The following is a 15,765-nucleotide window of genomic DNA, read 5'->3' on the forward strand; positions in this document are numbered from 1 at the left end:
CGTCGGTCGGGCAACGCCGGCGCGCGTCGATGGGTCAGAAGCTGCGTCGACCCTGATCGATCTGCCGCTGGACCTCGGCGAGCTCCTGCTGCAGTCGGGGGTCGCGTGCCGGGGCGGCGAGTCGTCGACGGTGGCCCATCACGGCGGTGAGGGCGACCAGGGCGCCCGCAGCGGTGATCGCGCTGGTCGAAACAAGGGCGATGACGTATGCGCTCATGGCTCCTCCATCGGTGACGGGTCTGCTCAGACTATGCGAGTCAAGCACCGAGATCACCACCTGGCACCTGAGTATCGCCCCTGAGATGCGGGCGGCGTCGTTCGCTGCGCGAGGTTCCCGAGGCGCCGCAGGCGAACGTACGTCTTGGCGTGTCGCAGACATCTCGCTTACAGTTTCGAATATCTGTTCGAACTCGTGAGGAGGTCATGATGCTCACGCTCAGTGAGGCGGAACCGGTGGCCGTCTGGCTCGACGGCTCCGATCGGCCGGCGCGGCTCGTCTATCACGGCACGAGGTATCGGGTCATCGACACCCCGACGCCGCTCACGCGCCAGCCCGAGTGGCCCTCGGGCATCAGCCATCCGCCGGCCGAGGTGCTGCTCGCTCCAGGCTGGCGGGTCACCGGCCGTTCCGACGGCGACGATGTGCTCGTGTTCGACCTGCGCCTCGCGCCCTCCGGCTGGGTCGTCGAAGCGACCTACACGTGAACGGCCACGTGCAGGCGACCGGCGACGTTCACGTGGTGCCCGCGACGAGTCGATCGGGTGCGGCGTAGATGGGCACCAATCGGCGCTACCCCGAGCGCGCCGACGAGCGGTCCGACGACCTCCTGCTCGCGCAGGCGAAGCGTGGCGCACCGGTGTCGCTCACGACCTCAGAGGTGCGTCGCACGGGTCGCCGCAACGACGCACGCGAGGCGGTGCCGGTCACGGCGACGATCCGGTATCGCGTCGCGTACGAGGAGCCCCGCGAGGTCGAGGGTACGGCGATCGCGTGGACGCGCGGCGCCGTGCTCGTGCAGTACCCCGACCCCGCGACCCGCCACGACAACTACGTGTGGGTCTACGCGAATGCGGTGCGCCGGCGCGGGTGAGGTGCCGACGCCTCACTCCACGGTGAGGTTCGTGACGTCGACGCCCCACGTGGTGAGCAGCGGGCCGTCGTCACCGGCGGTCTTGCGGAGCTCGAGGTGCAGGGTGGCGTTCGTCGCGATCCTGACGTTCGCCGGGATGGCGGCCTCGACCTTGTGGGTCTTCGAACCGTCGACGGTGAACTTGTAGCCCGGCGAGCTGCCGCCCTCGGTGAACTCGAGCAGCAGCGTGCCCTCGACCTGGGCGTCGGCGGGGAAGTCGTCGAAGTAGAGGTTGACGACCATGCTGTAGAGCCCGAGACCGCCGGTGCCGGCGGCCAGGTTGTCCCGGCGCGGGTTGGCGCTGTACGTGCAGCGGTGCCAATCCTCGTCGAGACGGATCGGGGTGTCGTCCTGGAATCGTGTGAACTTGGCCACGTCGGCCTCCTCGGTCTGGCCGCCGAAGAGCGTTTCGACGGTGGTGGGTGAGCTGTTGCCGTCGATCTCGAGGCCCGCGACCCGCGACTTGCTCGAGAACTGGTGCACGTCCCAGCGATCGACCGAACCGTCGAGGGCTGGCACGTGATCGGGTGAATGACCCGTCGGGAACCCGCCGTACGCCGACCACCAGATGCGGATTCCCTTGTCGGTGATGCGGTGCCACGGTCGGCGGTCTCGAGTGAGCGACGCCGGGCAGTACAGCCAGAGCCGCGACCACGGGATCCCCGTGCGGGCCTGCACGCGCGCGAGGAACGCGAAGGCCTGGTCCTGCGACCAGAACACCGGGTTCGAGTCGAGGGGTTCGTTGTCGAGCGCGAGCACGTCGTGGTGGGGGTCGTAGTCGTGCAGGTGGTCGACGAAGTGGTCGGCCTGCCTGACCGGGTCGCCTGCGCCGACGAGGTAGTAGTGGCCGACGGCGAGGCCCGCGGCGCGAGCGCCGTCGACGTGCTGGTGGTAGCAGTCGGCGACGTACAGCTCGCCGGTGTTGAAGCCCGAGGCCTTCACGATGATGAACTCGACGCCCTCGTCGCGCGCCCCCTCGTAGTCGAACGGGTTCTGGCTGCCCGAGATGTCGATGCCGAAGGTCATGAGTGTCCTCCCCGTGCAGTGATTTCACTCGACGGGCAGGTTCGCCACGTCGGCGCCCCAGAAGGTCAGCAGCGGGTTGCGTTGGCCGGCGGACTGCCGCAGCTCGAGGTAGAGCGAGGCGTTCGACTCGACCAGCACGTTCGCGCGGATCGCGGCCTCGACGCTGCCCGTCGGTGACCCGTCGACGGTGAATCGATAGCCGGTCGACGTGTCGCCCGCCGTGGGCTCGAGCACCAGCATCCCCTCGATCTGGGCGTCAGCGGGGAAGTCGTCGAGCGAGAGGTTCAGCGTGAGGCTGTAGAGACCGAGGCCGCCGGTGCCGGCCGCGAGGTTCTCCTGGCGCGGATTCGTCACGTAGGGGAAGCGCTGGAACGCCGTGCGAACCGCGAACTGGCCGTCGGACTGGAAGCGCCGGAACTTCGTCACGTCGGCCACAGGGGTGCTCTCATCGCGGAACGGGCACGTGTTGCCGCCGTTCCGCCACGACCAGCCGAGATACGTCGCCTCCGTGTTCTGGTCGTTGTAGTCGTCGAGCGTGATCCAGCCGGCGTGGTGGTCGACCCACTGCTCGGTGAGGAAGTGCGACGCCATGAGCACGCGGCCGTCGTTCATCATGAACCCGACATGGCCGTCTTCGCGCCAGTCCCAGTAGAGGAACGCACCGGGCGGCGGCGTGCCGTCGTGCACGCGCTCGGCGCTGCGTTCGGTTCGGAAGGCGCCGATCGCCTGCGTCGGCGTGTCGACGATCGTGCCGAACCGGTTCGCGAGCTGCCACATGAGGGCCTGGCACAACCCGCCCCAGTCGCGCTCGTAGTCGGCGAGCCAGCTGTGGATCTCTGCTTCGGTGGCCATGGGAACACCCCTGCGCCGATCGTCCGATCGCACGCTCGCCGCCGCATCCGTGGCAGCACCGGTTCGGGGTGCTCCGAACGGAGCGCCGCTGTGCACAGGCCGCCGTTCACCGCCCCGGCGGGCGCTACGCTGCCTGCATGCCCCTGCTCGAGACATCCCTCTCGGTCGTTCTGGCGGTCGTCGGTTTCGTGCTGGGCTGGTGGCCGCTGGCCGCGTGGGCCGAGCACTCGATGAAACACGGGCGGATGCCTCGGCGCACGATCCGCGTCGCCTCGGCCGTGACCGCCGCCGTCACGTTCGGGTTGCTCGCCCTGCGGGTGGGCCTCGAGTGGCTGCTGCCGGCGCTCGTCGCGTTCGCCGCGTTCGCGACGGTGCTCGCGATCGTCGACCTCGCCGAGAAGCGGCTGCCGAACGCGGTCGTGTTCCCCGCGCTCGCCGTGGTGGGCGTGCTGCTCGTGCCTGCGACGTGGGCGACGGGGGAGTGGATGCGGCTCGTCTGGGCGCTCGCCGGCGCCGCCGCGATGTTCGCCGCCTACTTCGTGCTCGCCCTGATCTCGCCGTCGGCGATGGGCATGGGCGACGTGAAGCTCGCCCTCGTGATCGGCCTCGTCGCCGGGTGGTTCGGCCTGTCGGCCTGGCTCGTCGCCCTGCTCGCCGCATTCGTGATCGGCGGGGTGATCTCGCTCATCGCGCTCGCGCTCAAGCGGGTGACGCTGCGGGGTTCGATCCCGTTCGGGCCGTCGATGCTCGCGGGCGCGCTCGTCGCGGTGTGGCTGGCGGCGGGCTGAGGGGCTGAGTGATCGAGGCTGGAACCGCGCTAAGAAGGTCGATATGGAACTCACTCAGATACGCCTGTTGGTGTCCGACTTCCCCGCCGCCTACCGCTTCTATCGCGACGTGCTCGGGCTCGAGCCGCAGTTCGAGGCCGAGAGCGGTCCGTACGCGAAGCTCAGCTTCGACTCCGGTCACGCTGCGATCGCGTTGCAGGACCGGGCGCAGGTGGCCGGCGTGCTCGGGCGGTTGGGGTCGGCGCCGGAGGGGTATCGCGCGCTGGTCGTGCTGCGGGTGGAGGACCTCGACGCCGCGCACGCCGAACTGAGCTCGCGAGGTGCGGTGTTCACCCGGGATCCGGGGCCGATGGGCGATCGGTTGCGGGTCGCGTATCTCGAGGACCCGGAAGGGAATCTGATCGAGCTTCAGGAGTGGCTGGCGCTGCGCGACCAGACCGGTGGCTCGACGGCGTAGGCGCCGAGGCGCCGACGGCGAGGTGGGCTCCTTCACCGAGAAGGCCCTCCGGCTCGCGCAGAGCTGAAGCCTCGCGCCGGTCGCCGTACCTGAAGAACGGAAGTTGAACCCGAGGGGATCGCGTTGTCGGGCATCGACCCACGAGAGCAACTCCGAGGTGGCGCCGCCCTGCCAAGGAACCACACGCACCCTGGCATCGAGTGTCCCCCATTTGCATCGACCGGGGTACTCCCCGTTCGAGGGGTGGGGGCGGTCAGCTGCCGTTCTTGCCCTTGGCGCGAAGCCGCATAACACCGCTTGGCGCTGTCTCGATGACGAAGAGCTCTGTCGCTTGCACGAGGTCGGAGAGCTTCGCGTAGCCCCAGTTCCGCGGGTCGAAATCGGGCTGCTGGTTGCGCATCAGATTGCCCACGGCGGAGAGGTTCGCCCATCCGTCCTCCCCAGAGGCGGAGGCGACGCTGGACCGCAGCCCGGAGACGAGCTTCGTGTCGCTGCGCAGCTTCGTCGTCGGAACGCGTGCGAGCGTCGCAGACGCCTTCTCCGCCGCCGGTTCCTCGAGCACGTCGAGGTAGGTGAACCGATCGCATGCGTTGCGGAGCGACTCGGGCGTCTTCCGCTCCCCGAACCCGTAGACGGCAACTCCGTCTTCGCGAATCCGGGACGCGAGCCGGGTGAAGTCGCTGTCGGACGACACGATGCAGAAGGCGTGGAATCGTCGCGTGTAGAGCAGGTCCATCGCGTCGATGATCAGCGCGCTGTCGGTCGCGTTCTTCCCGGACGTATTGGCGAACTGCTGCATCGGCTGGATGACGTGCTCGCTCGCGACCGGCTTCCAACTGCTCAAGTTGGGCTTGGTCCAGTCGCCGTAGACCCGCTTCACCGAGGCGGTGCCGAGGCGTGCGACCTCGGCGAGGACGGCACCGATCTTCGACGGGGGTACGTTGTCGGCGTCGATGAGGACGGCGAGCAGGTCGGTTCCGTTTGCCATCGGACAAGCATGGCAGTGAGCGCACGGGATACGCGTGGCCGACTCGATGCAGTGTGTGATCGTGCGTGTGTTCATCGCCCGCGCGCTGTGGCGGTCGACGCGCCACCCGAAATGGGACTGGCTGGTCCGCCATCGACGGGGTTACCTGAATTGACCGTCCGACTGCGCGTCGGTCGCTGACCGGATCGTTGTGGACGACGATCGATGAAGGAACGCCCTACCGATGCCCGACCGCTCCGAGGCCCCCACGCGTGCCGCTCGTCTTCGATCGATCATCGCCACGGAGCGGTTCCGCTGGTGGATGGTCTACGTCGTCCTTGCGATGGTCGCCGCCGTTCGAGCCGCGTCGCCGCAGGAGCGCGATCAGTATTGGTCGGCTCGGGCCGGCATCGAGAGTCTCGAGGGATCGCCGTTCATCCGACCCGACACCTGGAGCTGGGCGACCGACGGTGAGTGGGTGCCGAACTCTCCGGTCTGGAACATCGTGCTCGGCCTCGGATGGCAGGTCGGCGGATTCTGGGGATTGTTCTGGGTCGCGTTCGTGTCGATCTCCGTGTTCTTCGCCCTGGCCCTGCTGCTGGCACGACTCGCAGGAGCGCGAGCATTCCCGACGTTGATCGGGTTCACGCCGGTGCTCGTTTTCGCATTCTCCGCGTTCACGCCACGCGCAACGGTCGTGGTCCAGTCGCTGACGTTCGTCGCGGTCCTGTTCGCCTGGTGGTGGAGCCGGCAGCTCGAGCGGCGAAGCAGCCTGGTCGCGGTCGGGGTCGTCGCGGGGTTCGGATTCGTGCTCTCGCTCGTCGGCAACTGGCTGCACCTGTCGTTCATGCTCATGGCCGCCGTGATCGCCGTGATGTGGGCGGTCGCCTGGTGGGCGACTCCCGGCATGACGACGGTGCGTCGCGTGTTCCTCGCCGCCGCCGGTGCCGCCGGGCTGTTCCTCGGGTGCGTTGGGTCGCCCTACGGCATCGGCCTCACGCTCGAGCGCTCGCGCGTGGTCGCGGAGGTGTGCCGCGGACTGGTCAGCGAGTGGTTCTCGATCATCGACCTCTTCCGGCTGCAGGGATTCCGGTTCATTCCGTTCGCCATCGTCGCCATCCTCGTCGCAGCTGGCGCGCTGATCTGGACGGTGCGGCTCGTCCGCCGCGACGGACGATTCGACCCGAGAACGCGAATCGCCGCGCCCTTGGTCGCATTCGGCGTCCCCGCCGTCGTGCTCGGCCTCGACTCGCTGCGCTTCACGCTCTCGGGCCTCCTCGTGCTCCTTCCGGTCGCCGGGTGCGTTGCCACCGGTTTGATCGATCGACTGCATCGCCTCCAAGGAGATCCAGGCCACCGGTTCCTCTCGCGTCCGAAGGTCGTCGAGTACACGTCAGGCCGCTTCTGGACGGTGATCATCGCCGGCCTGATGGTCATGGCGACTCCCGTCGTCGTCCTGAACACCGCACCGGGAGCGACCCCGCCCGAGGTCGACGTCATCCGACAGCTCCCCAAGGGGTGCAAGGTCTGGTCCGCCGATCCGATCGCCGGGCCCGTCATCCTCCTGCGACCTGATGCGGAGGTGTGGATCGATGGCCGCGCCGACTTCTACGGGAGAGAGCACCTCCTCGAGTACCTCCGGATCCTCTGGACGGAGGATCCGCTCCCCGACGCGACGGGGTGCGTCATCCTGCCGTCCAACGAGATGAGTGAACGGCTCGCCGCAGCACTCGACGCAGACATGGGATGGCATCGGGTCGCCTCTGAACGCGGATTCACGCTCTGGGTGCGGGGTTGAGCCCCCGGGCTGCGTCATCGTTTCGGGGGACGAACGTACCCCGATTGCAGGGTACGTCTGTACCCCAATTCCTGTGGGGGGTGTACCCCCAGACCGGGGGACGCGTGGGCGCATGTTGCGCGTCGACAGGCGTATTTGCGGCATCCGTTGCGCCATAGGCGTGGGGCTACCCCCAAAGTGGGGCATAGGTCACCTGTGAGGCGATGGATACCTTCGATCCACTGCATGAACCCACATGCGGGACAGCCATCCTTCGGGGTGGTGACGTACTCCCTCCTACCCGAAGGAATCCTCATGCTCAAGGCATACGCCGCGCTGCAGGCGCGGATCAACTCGCTCCGTTCCGAAGAAGAGGGCGCCACCGCGACCGAGTACGCGCTCGTGCTCGGTCTCGTCGCCATCGCACTCGTCATCGCGGCCGTCGCGCTCACGCCGATCCTCAACAGCTACGTCTCCCAGATCGGCAGCTGGATGAACTCCCAGGGCGTCGGCTAAGTCGTCGCAGAGGCAACGTGGGGTTCGGGTGCATGCAGTGTTCCCGAACCCCCACTGGCGGTTGAGGGTGGAGATGCGTAGGCGCAACGGAGAACGGGGAGCCGCGGCGGTCGAGTTCGCGCTCGTGTTCCCGCTTGTCATCATGCTGCTCCTCACCGTGATCGAGTTCTCGCGACTCTGGAACATCCAGGCGACGATTTCCGACGGTGCCCGTGTTGCCGCCAGGTATGCGGCGATTCACGCTCGCGACGACGATTTCTCGGTCGACGATGCCAAGGATCAGGCGACGGCGATCCCGGGCTTGTTCCAGTGGTCGTCTGCCACGGTCGATGTGGTGGTCGATTGCGAGGATGGGGGGTCCGCGACAGCGACAGTGTCGGTGTCGCCTGGCTCCATTTCAGAATGGTTCAGTTCGGCTCTCGGTTCGCCGATAGAGCTTACGGCGGTTGGTGAGATGCCATGCGGCGGGTGAAACGGCAGAGCGGCCGGCTTGTTGGCGATGAGCGAGGCGCAAACGCGGTGTTGATTGCGTTCCTTGCGGTACCGATGCTCGCGTTCGGGGCGATCGCCCTCGACGTGGGGGCACAGCACGCAGAACACGCTCAACTTCAACATGGCGCAGACGCCGCGGCACTCGGCGTCGCTTCGGCATGCGCTCACGATTCTGTCGTCTGCACCGGGTCCGCCAGCGCCGACGCGCAAAGGTTCATCGATGGAAACGCCGGCATCGCTGTAGACGGTGCGCCAAACGTCGGCCTCGACGTGGGGAACCGGACGGTTACGATCGGCGCGCAAGCAGATTTCCCGCATTTCCTCGCGTCTCTTATCACCGGCACCGACACCACGAAGGTAAGTGCGGCGGCAACGGCTGAATGGGGGTCGCCCGAAGCGGGGGCAACCATCCCTCTCGCCATCGCCCAGTGCGAGCTCACGAAGCACTTCGACCCAGAGGCCGAGGAACAGGGCGACCCCTTCATCCTGCTACTTATCGGGCCTGGCAAGGGCGGAAAGAAGCCGGAGGATTGCGGGCCCGGGTATCCTGGCGGATTTGGGTGGCTCGAAGGCGAGGACATCGACGGCGATGGAGACGCAGACTGCAAGGTCAACGTCGAGATCGGCGTGCCCGAGCCGGGCGTGCCAGGGAAATCCGATACCAAGGCTGGCGGATGTCCGGACGACTACCTCGCGGACGTGATCGGCACGACTGTGCTCATCCCGATCTATGACTCGTGGGTTCCCGATGGGACCGGAAGCAGTGGGGCGTATAACATCAGCCGCTTCGCGGCCTTCTATGTCACCGGTTACCACATCGCCAGTGGAAAGTGTCTTGCACCGGGTGTGAAGACAGGGTCGGATTGCTACCTTCCGGGCGAGTCAAATTCACCGGGATTCAAGGGTGGCGAATTCGGGGTTCAAGGCTACTTCGAGCGTTTTGTCGCAATCGGAGAGGACTTCGAACTCGGAGAAGGTGGTCCGAACGGCGGCCTCAAAGTGGCTCGGCTTATCAACTAACCGAACGGCAAGGACCCGAACCCTATGAAGACCCGAATCATCGGCGCGATCGTCGCCCTCCTCCTCGCCGCGATCGGCGCAGTGCTGCTCGTCGGTTACGTGCGCGGTGCCGACGCTCGCGCGGCTGAAGGTGCTGAGCTCACCGACGTGTACATCGTGCAGGAGACGATCGCCAAGGGGACTCCTGGTGAGTCGGTCGCCGACCACGTCAAGCTCGACACCATGCCGAAGCGCAACGTGCCCGAGGACAGCGTGACGGACCTCGAGGAGATCGCCGGCCTGGTCGCCGACGCCGAGATCCTGCCCGGCGAGCAGTTGCTGCTCGGTCGGTTCATCGATCCGGCCGACCTCGCCGCGCGGGGTGACGTCAGCATTCCAGAAGGCATGCAGCTGGTGTCGTTCACCTTGCCGGCCGATCGCGTCGTCGGCGGGCAGGTGCGCGCCGGTGACAAGATCGGTCTCGTCGGAACGGTCGATCCCGACGAGGTCGGCGATGAAGACGATGTCATCAACCCGGTGACGAGTTTCGCCTTCCACGATGTGCTCGTCACGAACGTGCAAGGAGCGGTGCTCGCTGACAGCAACACCGACACCGAACAGCAGACCGAGCAGGGCGCCGGTGATGCGATCATGGTCACGATCGCCCTGTCTGCCCACGACATCGAACGATGGGTCTGGTTCACGGAGGGCGAGGCCGGCGGCTACGCCAACATGTGGCTCACCCTCCAGAATGCCGAGACTGACAACAGCGGCACCGCGCCCGTGACTGGAAGTAACGCGTTCTAGTGACCGCCTACGTCTTGGTCAGCCGCTCCGCCGAGTACGAGACCCGTCTTCGGACTCTTCTCGGCGAGCGGCTCGCCGTCATCCCGGGCGAGTTCCTGACGTTCGGACCCGACGCGGTCGTCAGCCGGGTGCCCGAGCAGCCTCGCATCGCCCTGCTCGGGCCTGTGCTCAACTACGAGGAGACGAAGGGACTCGTCGAAGCGCTCACCGCGAAGCACCGCGACCTCGGCCTCATCGTCGTGCGCGAGCAGCGCTCCGACCTCGAAGACTGGGTCGACGAGCTCGAACTGCATGCGGTGCTGAGCCCCGACGCGAGCGACGACACGACCGTGGGGCTTCTTGAGCGACTGGCCGGATGGCTCATCGCCAACGGGCGGGCGGGGGAGCACGATTTCGATGCGCCGTTGGCACTCGAACTCGACGAGGAGATCCTCGGCGGGATCGACGCAGGTTTCGAGACGGACGCTGCAACAGACGCTCTCTCGTCGACGAGCGAACCCGAGCCCGAACCCGAGCCCGAGGTGCCCGAATGGGAGTTTCCGCCGATCGAGGCGGGCGTTCCGACTGAGGCCATCGCCGTCGTCGCGCCGAAGGGCGGACAGGGCAAGACGACGATCGCGATCAATCTGGCGACCGGGCTCGCCGAGGTCGCTCCGAACTCGGTCGTGCTCGTCGACGCCGACCTGCAGTTCGGCGATATCACCGCCGCCCTCGCACTCTCGCCCGACCGGACCATCGTCGATGCGGTCGCCGACGCCGCGGCCGACGAGTTGGTGCTGAAGACGACGCTCACCCACCACGACGACGGGTTCTTCGTGGTGGCGAGCGCGACGTCGCCCGAACTCGGTGACCAGGTTCCGCCGGCCGCCCTCGCACAACTCATCGATCGGCTCCGCTCGACGTTCCGCTACGTGATCATCGACACCACGCCGGGTCTCGGCGAGCACACGCTCGTCACGCTCGAGCACGTCACCGATGCGGTGTTCGTCACGAACATGGGAGTGCCGAGCCTGCGGGCCATGCGCACCGAGTTCGAGCTTCTGTCGAAGCTGGGCCTCATGCCGGGCAATCGGCACGTGGTCGTCAACCAGACCGACAAGAACAGCGGCCTCACGATCAAGGACGTCGAGAACATCATCGGCGCGCCCATCGACATCGAGGTTCCGAAGTCGTCGGCGGTGCTGCTCGCCTCGAACCGCGGAGTTCCCCTCATCCACGACGACGTGCGCGACCCTGCAGCGAAGGCGATCCGATCGATCGTGCTTCGCATTGCGCCCGACGCGTTCCCGAAGCGCAGCAAGATCCAGAGAAGGCGGCGATCGAATGAACCTGAATGATCGGCTGAACGCGCTTCGCGCTCAGCAGGGCGAGGCGCCCTTCGTCCCGGCAGCCCAGGCTGTGCCCCGCGAACCGACGGTGCCGGATGACGCGAACACGTCACCCACGGCGCTCGACCCGGTGGCACCCGCCGAACCGCTCGACTCGGCGCCGACCGTCGCACCGTCCCTCTTCCAGCCGCCGGCCGCGCCGAGACCGCCGCAGCCGCGATCGCCGCAGCCGAGACCCGCCGCTTCGGCCGACCCGCTCGCCGCGGTGAAGGAGAAGGCGGCTGAAGAGCTCTTCGGCCGCATCGGCTCGCGAATGAACGACGCCTCGCTGACCGAGGAGCAGCTGCACCTGCTCGCGCGGGCCGAGCTCGCCGACATCGTCGCAGGCGAACAGCTCGCGTTGTCGACCGCCGAGCGCAACCGGCTCATCGACGACATCGGCGCGGACGTGCTCGGCTACGGGCCGCTCGAACCGCTGCTTGCCGACCCGAGTGTCAGCGAGATCATGGTCAACCGCTTCGACCGGCTCTACGTCGAGCGCAACGGCCGACTGCAGGAGACCCCGCACCGCTTCACCGGCGAACCGCAGCTGCGTCGCGTCATCGAGCGGATCGTCGCGAAGGTCGGTCGCCGCATCGACGAGTCGTCGCCGCTCGTCGATGCGCGACTCGAAGACGGGTCGCGCGTGAACGCGATCATCCCGCCGCTCGCCGTCGACGGTGCCTCGCTCACGATCCGAAAGTTCGCAGGTACGCCGTACACCGTCAACGACCTCATCGGCTTCGGAAGCATGACTCGCGAGGTCGCGACCGTGCTCGATGCGGCCGTGCGCGCGAAGATGAACATCCTCGTCTCGGGCGGTACGGGCACCGGTAAGACGACCCTTCTGAATGTGCTCTCCGCGTTCATCCCGGGTGACGAGCGCATCATCACCATCGAAGACGCCGTCGAACTCCAACTGCAGCAGGAGCACGTCGTTCGTCTCGAGTCGCGGCCGGCGAACATCGAAGGGCGCGGCGAGATCACGATCCGCGACCTCGTGCGCAACTCCCTGCGCATGCGACCCGACCGCATCGTCGTCGGCGAGGTGCGCGGCGCCGAATCGCTCGACATGCTGCAGGCCATGAACACCGGCCACGAGGGATCGATCTCCACCCTGCACGCGAACTCTCCGCGCGACGCGGTCTCTCGCATGGAGACGCTCGTGCTCATGGCGGGCATGGACCTGCCCCTGCGTGCCATTCGCGAGCAGATCGCCTCGGCCATCGACATCATCGTGCAGATCGGCCGCCACAAGGACGGCGTGCGTCGCATCACCCACATCACCGAGGTGCACGGCATGGAGGGCGACATCATCACCCTGCAGGACGCGTTCACGTTCGACTACTCGGCGGGATTCGACGAGAACGGGCGCCTGCTCGGCAGAATCGAGCCGACCGGGGTTCGCCCGCGGTTCGCCGAACGTATCGCGGACTACGGGATCGCGCTGCCGATCTCGCTGTTCCAGCCCGACCTCAGCGAGATGCTCGGAGAGCTGCGATGAACCCGCTCGTGCTCGGACTCGGCATCGGCATCGGGCTCCTCGCGCTGCTCGTGCTCATCCTCTTCGTCATCGCACCGCCGGCGCCACGCGTCGCACGTGACCGGCGACTCGCACCGGGCGTCGAACATGTGTCGGGCATCACCAAACTCACCCAGCGGACGACGGCCGCCATCGAGGCGGCCGGTTCGAAGCGCAAGACCCGCATGTTCGGCCAAGAGGAGCTCGAACTCGCCGGGATCAAGTCCGATCCGTCGAGCTTCGTCGTACTCGTCGCCTCCGGCGCCAGCGTCGCGGCGCTCATCGGCGTGCTGCTCGGCTTCGCCAACGGCACGTGGTTTCTGTGGGCGATCCTGTTCGCAATGCTGACGCCGTTCGTGGCGAAGTTGATCATCTCGAGCCGGACGTCCAAGCGGAGAGGGCGATTCGCCGACCAGGTCGACGACACCGTGCAGCTGATCGCCGGAAGCCTCCGTGCCGGTCACGGACTCAACCGCAGCATCGGCGCGGTCGCGAGTGAAGCAGACGCACCGACGAGCGAAGAGCTCGCGCGGGTCGTCAATGAGGTGCGTCTCGGTCGCAACCTCGCCGACTCCTTGCACACCACGGCGGACCGCATGAAGAGCGACGACTTCGAGTGGGTGGCGCAGGCCATCGCGATCAACCAGGAGACCGGTGGAAACCTCGCCGAAGTGCTCGACCAGGTCGGTAAGACCATCCGAGACCGCAACGAGATCCGCCGTCAGGTGCGCGCACTGAGTGCTGAGGGGCGGCTCTCCGCAATCGTCCTCGTGGCGCTGCCGATCGTCGTCTTCCTCTTCCTCCTGATCGTGCAGCCGACCTACTTCAGCACCTTCTTCACGCACCCGCTCGGCATCATCGGACTCGTCGTCGCCGTGATCCTGCTCATCGTCGGTTCGATCTGGACGGCGTTCACGGTAAGGGTGAAGTTCTGATGGAGATCTCGACCGTACTCGTCTACGTGCTCATCGGCGTCACCGCGATCGCGTTCGGCGTCTTCGTGTTCCTGCTCTTTCCGGAACGACGCCCAGCAACCGATCCCGCGGTGGAGGAGCACCCCACGCTCGGCCCGGTGCAGCAGGGCTCGATCAGCGCTTCGCTCATCTCGGCCGCGCCCAGCGGGTACATCGCATGGCTCGAGCGGCAGCTCGTCTTCGCCGGACGCCCGAGCGGGTGGTCGCTCAACGGCATCGTCGTGTGGAAGATCGTGCTCGGCGTCCTCGGAATCGTCTTCGGCTCGATGTTCGCCCTCAACGGCGGGATGCAGCCGTGGAAGGTGCTCCTCGGCATCGCCGCAGCCATCCTGCTCTTCTTCCTGCCCGATGTGATGATCAACAGCCGCGCCCATGATCGGCAGAAGGCGATGCAACTGGCTCTGCCCGACGTCCTCGACCAGATGACGATCGCCGTCGAGGCCGGTCTCGGCTTCGACGCCGCGATGGCGAAGGCCGCCCGCAACGGCAAGGGCCCGCTCGCGGAAGAACTCATCCGCGTGCTGCAGGACATGTCGATCGGCCGCACCCGCCGCGACTCGTTCATGGAGCTCGAGCGCCGCACGAACGTCGAGGACCTCCGCCGATTCATCCGCGCCGTCATCCAGGCCGACCAGTACGGGGTCTCGATCGGCGACGTGCTGCGCGTGCAGTCGAGCGAGATGCGACTCAAGCGCAAGCAGCGCGCCGAGGAGCAGGCCATGAAGGTCAGCGTGAAGATCCTCTTCCCGCTCGTGTTCTGCCTGCTGCCCGTGCTCTTCATCGTGCTGCTCACCCCGGCGGCGATCAACATGATGAGTTCGTTCGGCAGCGGCATCGGCGGCGTCGCCAACTGAGGCCACCTCGATAGGCTGACCCCGACACCGCCCAGGGGAGGGGGAGCCGTGGCCGAGCCGACATCCGCCGACACGACGCTCGCCGCGACGCCGGCCACCGAGCCCGCCTGGCGCCCCGACATCCTCGGCCCCGGCTTCGAACAATTGACCCTCCCGCTCGGCGACGACGCCGAAGGCGAGGTGGTCGCGACCCTGGTCAGGCACCGGCCGGCATGGCGGTGGCGGTGGCGCCGGGCCGCGGCATCCGGTATCGACGTGCTCTACGTGCACGGCTGGAGCGACTACTTCTTCAACCCCGAGCTCGCCGCGTACTGGGCCGGGCTCGGCGCGCGCTTCTTCGCGCTCGACCTGCGCAAGTACGGGCGCAGCCTGCGCCCCGGCCAGACGCCCGGACTCATCACGAGCCTCTCCGACTACGACGCCGACATCGCGGCCGCGCTCGCGGCCATGGGGCACGGCGGGGATGCCTCCGGCCGGCGCCTGCTCGTCATGGGGCACTCGACCGGGGGATTGACGCTGTCGCTGTGGGCCGCGCGGCACCCGGGCGTCGCGTCGGCGATCGTGCTCAACAGCCCGTGGCTCGAGTTCCAGCTGTCGCGCATCGGGCGCGAGGCGATCGCACCCATGATGCAGTTCGGTGCCCGGGTGCATCCGCTCGCGCCGCTGCCGAACGTCGACCTCGGGTTCTACACGCGCGCCGTCGCCCGCGAGCAGGGCGGCGAGTGGGAGTACGACCACGACTGGCGCCCCGACCGCGGGTTCGCGACGAACTCGGTGTGGCTCTCGGCCGTGCTCACCGGGCACGCGACCGTCGCCGCCGGCATCGACGTCGGCGCGCCCGTGCTCACCTTGCTGTCGGCACGATCGACCATCCTCACCCGGTGGGACGAGGCGATGCGGTCGACCGACAGCGTGCTCGTCGTCGACGAGATCGCCGAGCGGGCGACGAAGCTCGGGCCCACCGTCGCGATCGAGCGCATCGACGGCGCGCTGCACGACGTCATGCTCTCGGCCGAGCCCGCCCGGGCGGCCGCGTACGCCGCGATCACCCGGTGGCTCGGCGGCTACGCGCGGGCGTGAAGCGGGTTCGGCGCGCTGAGCGGTGCTCGAAACATGCTCAGCGGGGCGAACCCGACTCAGGTGAGCGGCGACTCGTCCTGCACAGGGGGAGCGCGGCGGCTGGTGTCCACATGGCGGAGGGATGCGGCATCCGTGGGCCACGGGTCGGCGGAAGCTG

General features: G+C 67.5%; 18 protein-coding genes. 14 read left to right on the plus strand and 4 right to left on the minus strand.

Annotated elements, in window-relative coordinates:
* Positions 1-34: 34 nt before the first annotated feature.
* On the minus strand, positions 35-217 hold the full coding sequence (locus tag PX701_RS09535) for a hypothetical protein (RefSeq protein ID WP_231428813.1): 183 nt from the start codon (positions 215-217) through the stop codon (positions 35-37).
* A 209-nt stretch (positions 218-426) separates the two neighbouring features.
* Between PX701_RS09535 and PX701_RS09540 the strand changes: the two genes are divergently transcribed.
* Together PX701_RS09540 and PX701_RS09545 are read left to right on the plus strand one after the other, a co-directional pair.
* Positions 427-705 (plus strand): hypothetical protein, encoded by a 279-nt coding sequence (locus PX701_RS09540; RefSeq protein WP_231428812.1) that lies wholly within the window; start codon positions 427-429, stop codon positions 703-705.
* 68 nt (positions 706-773) lie between these two features.
* Positions 774-1,091, plus strand: a complete 318-nt coding sequence (locus PX701_RS09545) for a hypothetical protein (protein ID WP_231428811.1) — start codon at positions 774-776, stop codon at positions 1,089-1,091.
* 12 nt (positions 1,092-1,103) lie between these two features.
* On the opposite strand, the gene PX701_RS09550 is transcribed toward PX701_RS09545, so the two are convergent.
* Both PX701_RS09550 and PX701_RS09555 read right to left on the minus strand, forming a co-directional pair.
* A complete protein-coding gene (locus tag PX701_RS09550; protein ID WP_231428810.1) occupies positions 1,104-2,156 on the minus strand; it encodes a glycoside hydrolase family 25 protein in 1,053 nt (350 codons plus the stop codon).
* A gap of 24 nt (positions 2,157-2,180) precedes the next feature.
* The gene (locus tag PX701_RS09555) at positions 2,181-3,008 is read right to left on the minus strand and encodes a hypothetical protein (protein ID WP_231428809.1); all 828 of its coding nucleotides are present in this window, start codon (positions 3,006-3,008) and stop codon (positions 2,181-2,183) included.
* Positions 3,009-3,145: 137 nt separating this feature from the next.
* Here PX701_RS09555 and PX701_RS09560 point away from each other — a divergent pair, with 137 nt between their 5' ends.
* Positions 3,146-3,796: a prepilin peptidase gene (locus PX701_RS09560; RefSeq protein ID WP_275506144.1), complete on the plus strand. Its 651-nt coding sequence runs from the start codon at positions 3,146-3,148 to the stop codon at positions 3,794-3,796.
* Between the two features lie 43 nt (positions 3,797-3,839).
* A complete protein-coding gene (locus PX701_RS09565) occupies positions 3,840-4,253 on the plus strand; it encodes a VOC family protein (RefSeq protein WP_231428807.1) in 414 nt (137 codons plus the stop codon).
* Between the two features lie 253 nt (positions 4,254-4,506).
* Here PX701_RS09565 and PX701_RS09570 read toward each other — a convergent pair whose 3' ends face one another.
* Positions 4,507-5,316 (minus strand): NYN domain-containing protein, encoded by an 810-nt coding sequence (locus tag PX701_RS09570; protein ID WP_275506145.1) that lies wholly within the window; start codon positions 5,314-5,316, stop codon positions 4,507-4,509.
* A 148-nt stretch (positions 5,317-5,464) separates the two neighbouring features.
* On the opposite strand from PX701_RS09570, the gene PX701_RS09575 reads away from it, so the two are divergent.
* The 10 genes from PX701_RS09575 (at position 5,465) to PX701_RS09620 (ending at position 15,608) form a co-directional block, all read left to right on the plus strand.
* Positions 5,465-7,018 carry a hypothetical protein gene (locus PX701_RS09575; RefSeq protein ID WP_275506146.1) on the plus strand — a complete coding sequence of 518 codons (1,554 nt, stop codon included), beginning with the start codon at positions 5,465-5,467 and terminating at the stop codon, positions 7,016-7,018.
* A gap of 294 nt (positions 7,019-7,312) precedes the next feature.
* Positions 7,313-7,513, plus strand: a complete 201-nt coding sequence (locus tag PX701_RS09580; protein ID WP_275506147.1) for a Flp family type IVb pilin — start codon at positions 7,313-7,315, stop codon at positions 7,511-7,513.
* A 73-nt stretch (positions 7,514-7,586) separates the two neighbouring features.
* The gene (locus tag PX701_RS09585; RefSeq protein WP_275506148.1) at positions 7,587-7,985 is read left to right on the plus strand and encodes a TadE/TadG family type IV pilus assembly protein; all 399 of its coding nucleotides are present in this window, start codon (positions 7,587-7,589) and stop codon (positions 7,983-7,985) included.
* Positions 7,982-9,025 (plus strand): TadE/TadG family type IV pilus assembly protein, encoded by a 1,044-nt coding sequence (locus PX701_RS09590; protein WP_275506149.1) that lies wholly within the window; start codon positions 7,982-7,984, stop codon positions 9,023-9,025. Before PX701_RS09585 ends, PX701_RS09590 begins: the two co-directional genes overlap by 4 nt.
* A 24-nt stretch (positions 9,026-9,049) precedes the next feature.
* Positions 9,050-9,811, plus strand: a complete 762-nt coding sequence (gene cpaB, locus PX701_RS09595; RefSeq protein ID WP_275506150.1) for a Flp pilus assembly protein CpaB — start codon at positions 9,050-9,052, stop codon at positions 9,809-9,811.
* Positions 9,811-11,148: a CpaE/TadZ family protein gene (locus tag PX701_RS09600; protein ID WP_275506151.1), complete on the plus strand. Its 1,338-nt coding sequence runs from the start codon at positions 9,811-9,813 to the stop codon at positions 11,146-11,148. Before cpaB ends, PX701_RS09600 begins: the two co-directional genes overlap by 1 nt.
* Positions 11,135-12,682 carry a TadA family conjugal transfer-associated ATPase gene (locus PX701_RS09605; RefSeq protein ID WP_275506152.1) on the plus strand — a complete coding sequence of 516 codons (1,548 nt, stop codon included), beginning with the start codon at positions 11,135-11,137 and terminating at the stop codon, positions 12,680-12,682. The genes PX701_RS09600 and PX701_RS09605 overlap by 14 nt, the downstream gene beginning before the upstream one ends.
* A complete protein-coding gene (locus tag PX701_RS09610) occupies positions 12,679-13,635 on the plus strand; it encodes a type II secretion system F family protein (protein ID WP_275506153.1) in 957 nt (318 codons plus the stop codon). Before PX701_RS09605 ends, PX701_RS09610 begins: the two co-directional genes overlap by 4 nt.
* The gene (locus PX701_RS09615; protein ID WP_275506154.1) at positions 13,635-14,528 is read left to right on the plus strand and encodes a type II secretion system F family protein; all 894 of its coding nucleotides are present in this window, start codon (positions 13,635-13,637) and stop codon (positions 14,526-14,528) included. The genes PX701_RS09610 and PX701_RS09615 overlap by 1 nt, the downstream gene beginning before the upstream one ends.
* Positions 14,529-14,576: 48 nt before the next feature.
* Entirely contained in the window at positions 14,577-15,608 is a 1,032-nt protein-coding gene (locus tag PX701_RS09620; RefSeq protein ID WP_231428796.1) for an alpha/beta hydrolase, read from the plus strand.
* The last annotated feature ends 157 nt before the right edge of the window (positions 15,609-15,765 follow it).

Source organism: Agromyces chromiiresistens, from assembly GCF_029167465.1.
Classification (GTDB): Bacteria; Actinomycetota; Actinomycetes; order Actinomycetales; family Microbacteriaceae; genus Agromyces; species Agromyces chromiiresistens.